This is a genomic window from Marinobacter sp., from assembly GCF_033722195.1.
Lineage (GTDB): Bacteria > Pseudomonadota > Gammaproteobacteria > Pseudomonadales > Oleiphilaceae > Marinobacter.
The window spans coordinates 20,690-27,109 of sequence record NZ_JAWVZL010000041.1 but is presented as its reverse complement, the minus strand read 5'-3'; the positions used below and the strand labels follow the sequence as shown (position 1 = coordinate 27,109).

The following is a 6,420-nucleotide window of genomic DNA, read 5'->3' as shown; positions in this document are numbered from 1 at the left end:
GGGTCCGGGAAGAAGCGGCCGCCCTGACTGCCGGCAATCACCGAGGCATTGTCCTTGTAGGCGGACAGCACACCTTCGCTGTTCATCTCGAAGGTGTTCTTGATCATTGCGAACAGGGACTTGGACTGGCCCTCACCGTCGATATCCCAGGACGCATTGAAAATCTTGTGGCGGCAGTGCTCTGAGTTGGCCTGTGCGAACATCATCAGCTCAACGTCGGTTGGATCACGCTGCAGCTCGGTAAAGGCCTTCTCGAGGTACTCGATCTCGTCCTCAGCCAGCGCCAGCCCCAGGCGCTCGTTGGCCTCGGTCAGCGCCCGCCGGCCACCCTCGAGTACCGGCACCCGGTCCAGCGGTTTGGGCTCGTTCTTGCTGAACAGGAGTTCGGCGCCACCCATTTCGTGAAAGACCGTCTGAGTCATGCGGTCGTGCAGCATGGCGGCGATCAGCTCACGCTGCTCCAGCCCAAGTTTCCTGTCGGCACTTATATAGTAGGCAGTGCCCCGCTCGATACGGCGGATCTGTTTCAGACCGCAATTGCCGGCAATGTCGGTGGCCTTGCTGGACCAGGGCGAGAGCGTGCCGGGCCGCGGCACCACCAGGAAAAGCACGCCTTCCGGCTGTTCTGCGGGCATGGAGGGACCATAGGACAGCAGGCGCTGCAGAACCGCGTCTTCCGCCTCGGTCAGCGGCGAGTCCAGATCCACGAAGTGCATGAACTCGGCATACAGGTGGCGGACCTCGGGCACAGCGCCCTTGACCTGGGTCAGAAGTTTCTCGGTGCGAAATGACGAGAGAGCGGGAGCGCCGCGGAGTTCAAGCATGGTCTAAACCTGTGTCATGCGAGTCTGGGATGCGTGGGGTGCGGAATCGGCGTGGCCATGCCGGTTGGCATGAGCTCCGACCGGAGCCCCGTCGGATCTGAAAGGCCGCCATAATACTGGAAACCCGTCCCCGGATACAGCCAAGATCGCGCCCTCAGACGCCGGATCATGCCAACCAGGACCCCCGGGTGACGACGCGACAGGGGCTCTGCGGCCAGGCAAAAGAGCACCCGCCATCGGTACGATTGACTGAGTTTTGCAGAGCTATCGCAGAGTTAAATTGACCATCCCCGGAGCTCTGGGAGATTATGTCGACACTGAATACGGATATCAGTGCCAGCTTTTCATTTTCCTGGTGACGGCAGGGGCGGGTCCACGTGATCGGCCAGCCATGAACGACGTACAACCGCGGACGGGGTGTACAGGAGACTAAGGAATTGGCAAAACACTTACTGGGCAATAACGTCAAACATTTGCGGAGCCTGGCTGTGGCGGGCCTCGTGGTCATCCTGGCTGGCTGCTCGCAACCCTCCACCCTCGAGGAAATCCGCTCAGAGGGGGTTCTCCACGTCATCACCCGGAACGCGCCGTCGATCTATTACGAGGGCCGGGACGGGCCCACCGGCTTCGAATACGAGCTGGCCCGCCGTTTCGCCGAGGATCTGGGCGTGGAACTGCGGGTTCGGGTGGCCGACGGCAATGCCGAGATTCTCTCGGTGCTCGAACGCAATTACGCTCACATCGGTCTGGCCGGCCTGGCTGCCACCGAGGAACGCAAGGGCCGTTTCCATACGGTACCCACCCGCCTCACCACCGCATCCGTGGTGATCTACCACCGCGACCGGGAAAGGCCGGAAGATCTTGAGCATCTGGTGGGGGACACCATCCACGCCGTGGCCAACAGCAACCACATCCGCCATCTGGAGGAACTCGCCAAGGACATCGACGGTCTCGTATGGCAGGCCCACACCGAACTGGATGCCGCCGGTGTCCTCAAGCGGGTGGAATCTGGTGAATTCCGCCTCGCGGTGATCGACGCCAACGAACTGGCTTTAAACCAGGTGTTCTACCCGGACGTCAAAAGCAGTTTCAGTCTGAGCGAGCCGGAAAACCTGGCCTGGCTGTTCCCGCAACAGCAGGACGAGACCCTGGTGACGGCGGCGCGGGCGTTCTTTGAGCGGATCGAAAGCGACGGCAGCCTGGCCCAGATCAAGGAGCGCTTCTACGGCCACCTGGATCGGCTCAATTATGTCGGCGCCCGCACGTTTGTGCATCACGTGCGCAATCGCTTGCCCCAGTACGAAACCCTGTTCCGGGATTATGCCGCCGAAGAGGGCCTGGACTGGCGCCTGCTGGCGGCCATCGGTTACCAGGAATCCCACTGGCGGCCCAATGCCACCTCCCCCACCGGTGTGCGGGGGCTCATGATGCTGACCCGCAACACGGCGGAGCATATCGGCATCGACAACCGGCTGGATCCGGAAAAAAGCATCAAGGGCGGCGCCCGTTACTTCACCATGGTCCACGCCAAGATTCCCGAGCGCATCCCCGAGCCGGATCGCACCTGGTTTGCGCTGGCCTCCTACAACGTGGGCTTTGGTCACCTGGAGGACGCCAGGATCCTGACCGAATCCGCCGGCAAGAACCCGGACCGGTGGATGGACGTCAAGGAGTTCCTGCCGCTGCTGTCCCAGAAGGAATGGTACAGCAAGACCAAGTACGGCTATGCACGTGGCCATGAGCCGGTCGCCTACGTGCAGAACATCCGGCGCTACTACGACGTACTGGCCTGGATGAAAGACCCCCGGGCTCCGACGGACCAGATCGCCCGTCAGGAACCCTTCAACGAGAATCCGGCCACAGCCCGCCCCGAGACGCTACCACCGGAAGCTGCGGGGCTGCCCAAGGCACTTGGGCTGACACCGCCTACCCTCTGACCGGCGTTCATTCCGGACAGAGAGCTGGTTAATCGGATGTGTCGCCTGCGGATGCCTCCAGCGCCCGCTCCACCTGCTCGGCGCTGAAGCCACGCTGGGAGAGGAAGCGGGCCTGACGGGCCTTCTCCGGCCAGTCGTCCTCCACCCGGCCCAGACCAAAACGCTTCTCCCGCGCGCGGATCGCCATCTCGCACCACTCGGACTCGGTCATATGCGCCAGTTCCGGGGGCCAAATCTGCACACCCCGCTGCTGGAGTTCGCTGCGGATCCGCACCGGCCCGTAGCCCAGGTCCCGGCGCTGGCGGCCGTACACTTCGGCAAAACGCTCGTCGCTGAGCCAGCCCTCGTGTTCGTAATCGTCCAGCACCCGCTCTATGATATCGCCCGGTATCCGGCGCTGGCGCAGTTTCAACGCCAGTTCCTGGCGGCTGTGCTCGCGCCGGGCCAGCAACCTCAGGGCTGCGGCCCTGGCCTGCTGTTCCGGATCCTGACCGGCTCGCTCATTTACCGTCATGGCCCTTCCCGCCATTGCTGACAAAACGCTAGACTACCGGCGCGGGGACGTGACGCCAATGCCTGGCCGGCCTGCCCCCGGACTGTTTTCTGCTCGGCCCGCCCCCGGCGACCAGTGCCGATTTGTGGCGGCCGTGGTTTCAAACCCCAGCCGCCGAGACCTGACCTCAAGATCCAGCATTATAAGGGTAACGCCATGGCCGCATTCATCCAGAAATTCTTCAAGGGTCGCCAGGCCGCCAAGCCGACGTCCACCTCCGCCAAACCAGCGGTTGCCAAAGCCCCGGAAGAGCAGCCGGTGCGGGACGTCCTGGCCGAGCAGCAGGCCCAACTGGCGGCCAGCCCCACCACCCAACAGCTGGAAACCCTGGCACTGGAGGGCAAGACCGCGGAACTTCGCCTCCAGGCAGCAGCCGCCCTCAGCGACCGGGACGCCCTGCAGCGTCTCAACAAGGCGGCCAAAGGCCGGGACAAGGGTGTTTACCAGGTGGTGCGCCAGAAGCTGCAGCAGATCCGGGATCAGGAGGCCGAGCAGGCCCGTCGTGCCGAGCAGGTGGAAGAGCTGGTTCGCCAGGCCCGGGAACAGGCGGTGACCGAGAACACCCAGCTCTACCAGGCCAAGCTCGACAATCTCCTCAAACACTGGCGGGAAGTGGAAGACCATGCCTCCAGTGCCCAGACCACCGATTTCCTGAACGCCGTCCGACAATGCCGGGAGCGGGTCCACGCCATGGAGTTCGAGGCCCAGCAGCATCGCCTGCACGCCAGCAAGGCCGACGAGCGGAGCCAGACCCTGCGCCTGCTGGAGGACACCCTCCAGCAGCTCAAGGCCCAGCCCGAGGAGCACCTGGCCTCCCTGGCATCCCTGGATGCCCTCCAGAAGACCCAGGAGAACCGCTGGCTCGAGGCTACCCGCAACACCGAGGTGGAGAAGTCGGAACAGCGCAGTTATGAAACCCTGATGCAGGGCCTGCGGGCCTACATCGTGGCGGTCCAGCGCTTCAGTCATCACCTCGGGCAGCTGGAGACGCTCCTCGGTGCGGCCGACTCCGATACCCCGCCGGACAACTGGCACAGCCAGGCGAGCGCCCTGGTGGAGGTACTGGACTGGCCGGATGGCTTCAGCCAGCCCGCCGCCCTGGCGAGGCTGCGAAAAGCCGTCGGGGAGCGTACGACGGCCCCGGCCGCCAATGTGTCTACAGAGCAGCAGCGGGCCCATGCCCAGAGCCTTGAGGACACCCTCGCCCGTCTCGAAGCCGCCCTGGAAGCCCGCCAGCTGAAAGAATCCAGGCAGCTGTTCAAGCAGGCCCAGCAGCAGCTGCGGGCGCTGGACAGCCGCCACAGCCGCCCCTTCCAGGCCCGCTTCCAGTTACTGAATGCCCAGCTGCGGGAACTGCAGGACTGGCAGGGTTTCGCCACCCAGCCCAAGCAGGTGGAACTGTGCGAACGCATGGAATACCTCGCGGAGCAGCCCATGGACCCGGAGGTGAAAGCCGAGAAAATCAAGGAGCTTCAGCACGAATGGCGGGAGCTTGGGGGTTCGTCCGACCGGGACCTTTGGCAGCGGTTCAAACAGGCCTCGGACCGGGCCTACGAACCCTGCAAGGCGTATTTCTCTGCCAAATCGGGCCTCAAGCAGGCCAACCTGGACAAGCGTGAGGCCATCTGCGAGGAATTGGCGCATTTTGTGGCCAACACCGACTGGTCCAGCGTCGACTGGAAAGCGGTGGAACACATACACCGCGTCGCCCGGGACGAATGGAAAGCGGCCTGGCCGGTGGATTTCCGCGACAACCGGCCGCTGCAGAAGCGCTTCGACGAGCTTCTCAAGCAGGTGGAAGCACCGCTGAACGCCGAGCGGGAAAAGAACGAGGCCGCCAAGCAGGCTATCGTGGAACGTGCCCAGGCCCTGGTGGATCACGAGCCCCTGAGTGAGGCCATGAATCAGGCCAAGGATTTGCAGAACCAGTGGAAAGCCATAGGCGTCACCCGCCATCGCCAGGACCGCAAGCTCTGGCAGGCCTTCCGTGCCGCCTGTGACCAGATCTTCGGCCGCCGTGACGAAGCCCGCCAGGCCCAGCAAGAGCAGGCGCGAGAGGCGGACCAGAAACTGGAAGTGCTGCTGGCCCGCACCGCCGCAGCGGCTGAAGCCGCGCCAACAGAGAGACTGGCGGAAACCCTGACCCGCGATCTGGGTGACCTCAGGGCCGCCCGCTCTGAACCCCTGTCCCCGGCCATGGCAGAACGCCTCGGCAGTGAGATCGGCCGGCTGTCGCGGCTGCAGGAGAAGCTGACTCTGCGCCAGAAATCACAGAGCTGGCAGGAGCGCATCGACAGGCGTCTGCAGGGCCAGGAAGTACATGAGGAATGCCCGCCGTCCTGGCGCGCGCTGGCCCAGGGCCACGCCCACACCGATGCCCGAGACCTGGTGATCCGGGCGGAAATACTCACCACCCTGCCCTCACCGGAGCCAGATCAGGCCCGGCGCATGGAGATCCAGGTCCAGCGCCTGGCGGAAGGCATGAGCGGCAGTGGCGACACCGGCAACCAGAGCGAGCAGATGGAAGCCCTGGTCGCCACCTGGTGTCTGGCGGTGCCGGCGGAGCAGCTGACGGAAGATCTGGCCGACCGGCTCAAGGCGGCGGTTCAGGCCGCCACCGCCTGAGCCGCCCCACCCCGCCCGTCAGTCCCGCTGGTGGGATTTCACGAACTGGCGGGCCTCCGCCACTGCGGTGGCGACTTTGGCCCGCATCTCCTGCATTTCCGGATCGGCAAGATAGAACATCATGTCGATCTTGTGACGGTAGTAGCGTGGCGGTAGCCGGTTAAGGGCTACGCACATGATATCCGCCAGGGTATCCTCGTCCTCGTCATCCTGCCGGGTGTCGTCCACGGTGTCCGCCACCAGGCGCTCGTAAAAGTTATCGATCGTATCCAGTAAAGACATCTCACATCCTCGATTGCTGCCGTCCCGACGCTGGACGACGACTGACTGTTGCTTACACCATAGATCCCCTGGGCGGCGCTGTCATGATCCTGCGATGCGGTGAGCAATTTCGCCAGTCTGATTGGCAGCGGGCGTCATTACGCCGGGCCCGCCCCATGGTTATCGTTAGCAACCAGTTTTAAACCCGAGACCCGAGGAT

Annotated in this window: 4 protein-coding genes and 1 pseudogene; 2 read left to right on the top strand and 3 right to left on the bottom strand. The window is 64.0% G+C overall.

Annotation, left to right across the window (positions count from 1 at the left end; all coding sequences use genetic code 11):
* Nucleotides 1–824 (bottom strand): annotated as a pseudogene (locus R3280_RS09460) (phosphoribosylformylglycinamidine synthase); the annotation flags it as partial.
* Between the two features lie 488 nt (nt 825–1,312).
* On the opposite strand from R3280_RS09460, the gene mltF reads away from it, so the two are divergent.
* Nucleotides 1,313–2,761, top strand: a complete 1,449-nt coding sequence (mltF, locus tag R3280_RS09455; RefSeq protein ID WP_413468761.1) for a membrane-bound lytic murein transglycosylase MltF — start codon at nt 1,313–1,315, stop codon at nt 2,759–2,761.
* Nucleotides 2,762–2,789: 28 nt separating this feature from the next.
* Here the strand turns inward: mltF and R3280_RS09450 are convergent, their stop codons facing one another.
* Nucleotides 2,790–3,275, bottom strand: a complete 486-nt coding sequence (locus R3280_RS09450) for a regulatory protein RecX (protein ID WP_318998352.1) — start codon at nt 3,273–3,275, stop codon at nt 2,790–2,792.
* A 195-nt stretch (nt 3,276–3,470) separates the two neighbouring features.
* Between R3280_RS09450 and R3280_RS09445 the strand changes: the two genes are divergently transcribed.
* A complete protein-coding gene (locus tag R3280_RS09445; protein ID WP_318998351.1) occupies nt 3,471–5,939 on the top strand; it encodes a DUF349 domain-containing protein in 2,469 nt (822 codons plus the stop codon).
* A gap of 18 nt (nt 5,940–5,957) precedes the next feature.
* Here R3280_RS09445 and R3280_RS09440 read toward each other — a convergent pair whose 3' ends face one another.
* Nucleotides 5,958–6,221, bottom strand: a complete 264-nt coding sequence (locus R3280_RS09440) for a late competence development ComFB family protein (RefSeq protein WP_318998350.1) — start codon at nt 6,219–6,221, stop codon at nt 5,958–5,960.
* Between the last annotated feature and the right edge of the window lie 199 nt (nt 6,222–6,420).